Below are 278 nucleotides of genomic sequence, written 5' to 3'. Positions count from 1 at the left end.
ACTTTGAACTTGTTTGCTGATGGCTCAGTACTAAAAAAGAGCCTCTATAACAATGCTGAGCCGCCGCGCCAGCCACTGCTTGAGTCGGGTATCTATAGACAAGACAATGATACGATTACGATTGTTTATGAAAGCAAAAATATCGAAACTTACCATATCCAAGACAACCATTTGGTGATGATAGACGAGTATAAAAAACCTGACAACGACTACACGCTGTCACGCAAATAAAAAAGCAGCGGCACAAAATATTTAGGGTATGTTGGACAGTCGTAAAT

1 protein-coding gene is annotated in these 278 nt (G+C 40.3%); it reads left to right on the top strand.

From position 1 onward, the window contains the following. Positions 1-231 (top strand): copper resistance protein NlpE N-terminal domain-containing protein (locus AAEY79_RS14680; RefSeq protein WP_352289058.1); only part of this gene is annotated, 231 nt, incomplete at its 5' end. Positions 232-278: the final 47 nt, after the last annotated feature.

Origin of the sequence: Psychrobacter sp. GW64-MNA-CIBAN-0177 (genome assembly GCF_040309585.1) — a bacterium.
Lineage (GTDB): Bacteria > Pseudomonadota > Gammaproteobacteria > Pseudomonadales > Moraxellaceae > Psychrobacter > Psychrobacter okhotskensis.
This window is presented reverse-complemented; position numbering and strand designations above follow the sequence as displayed.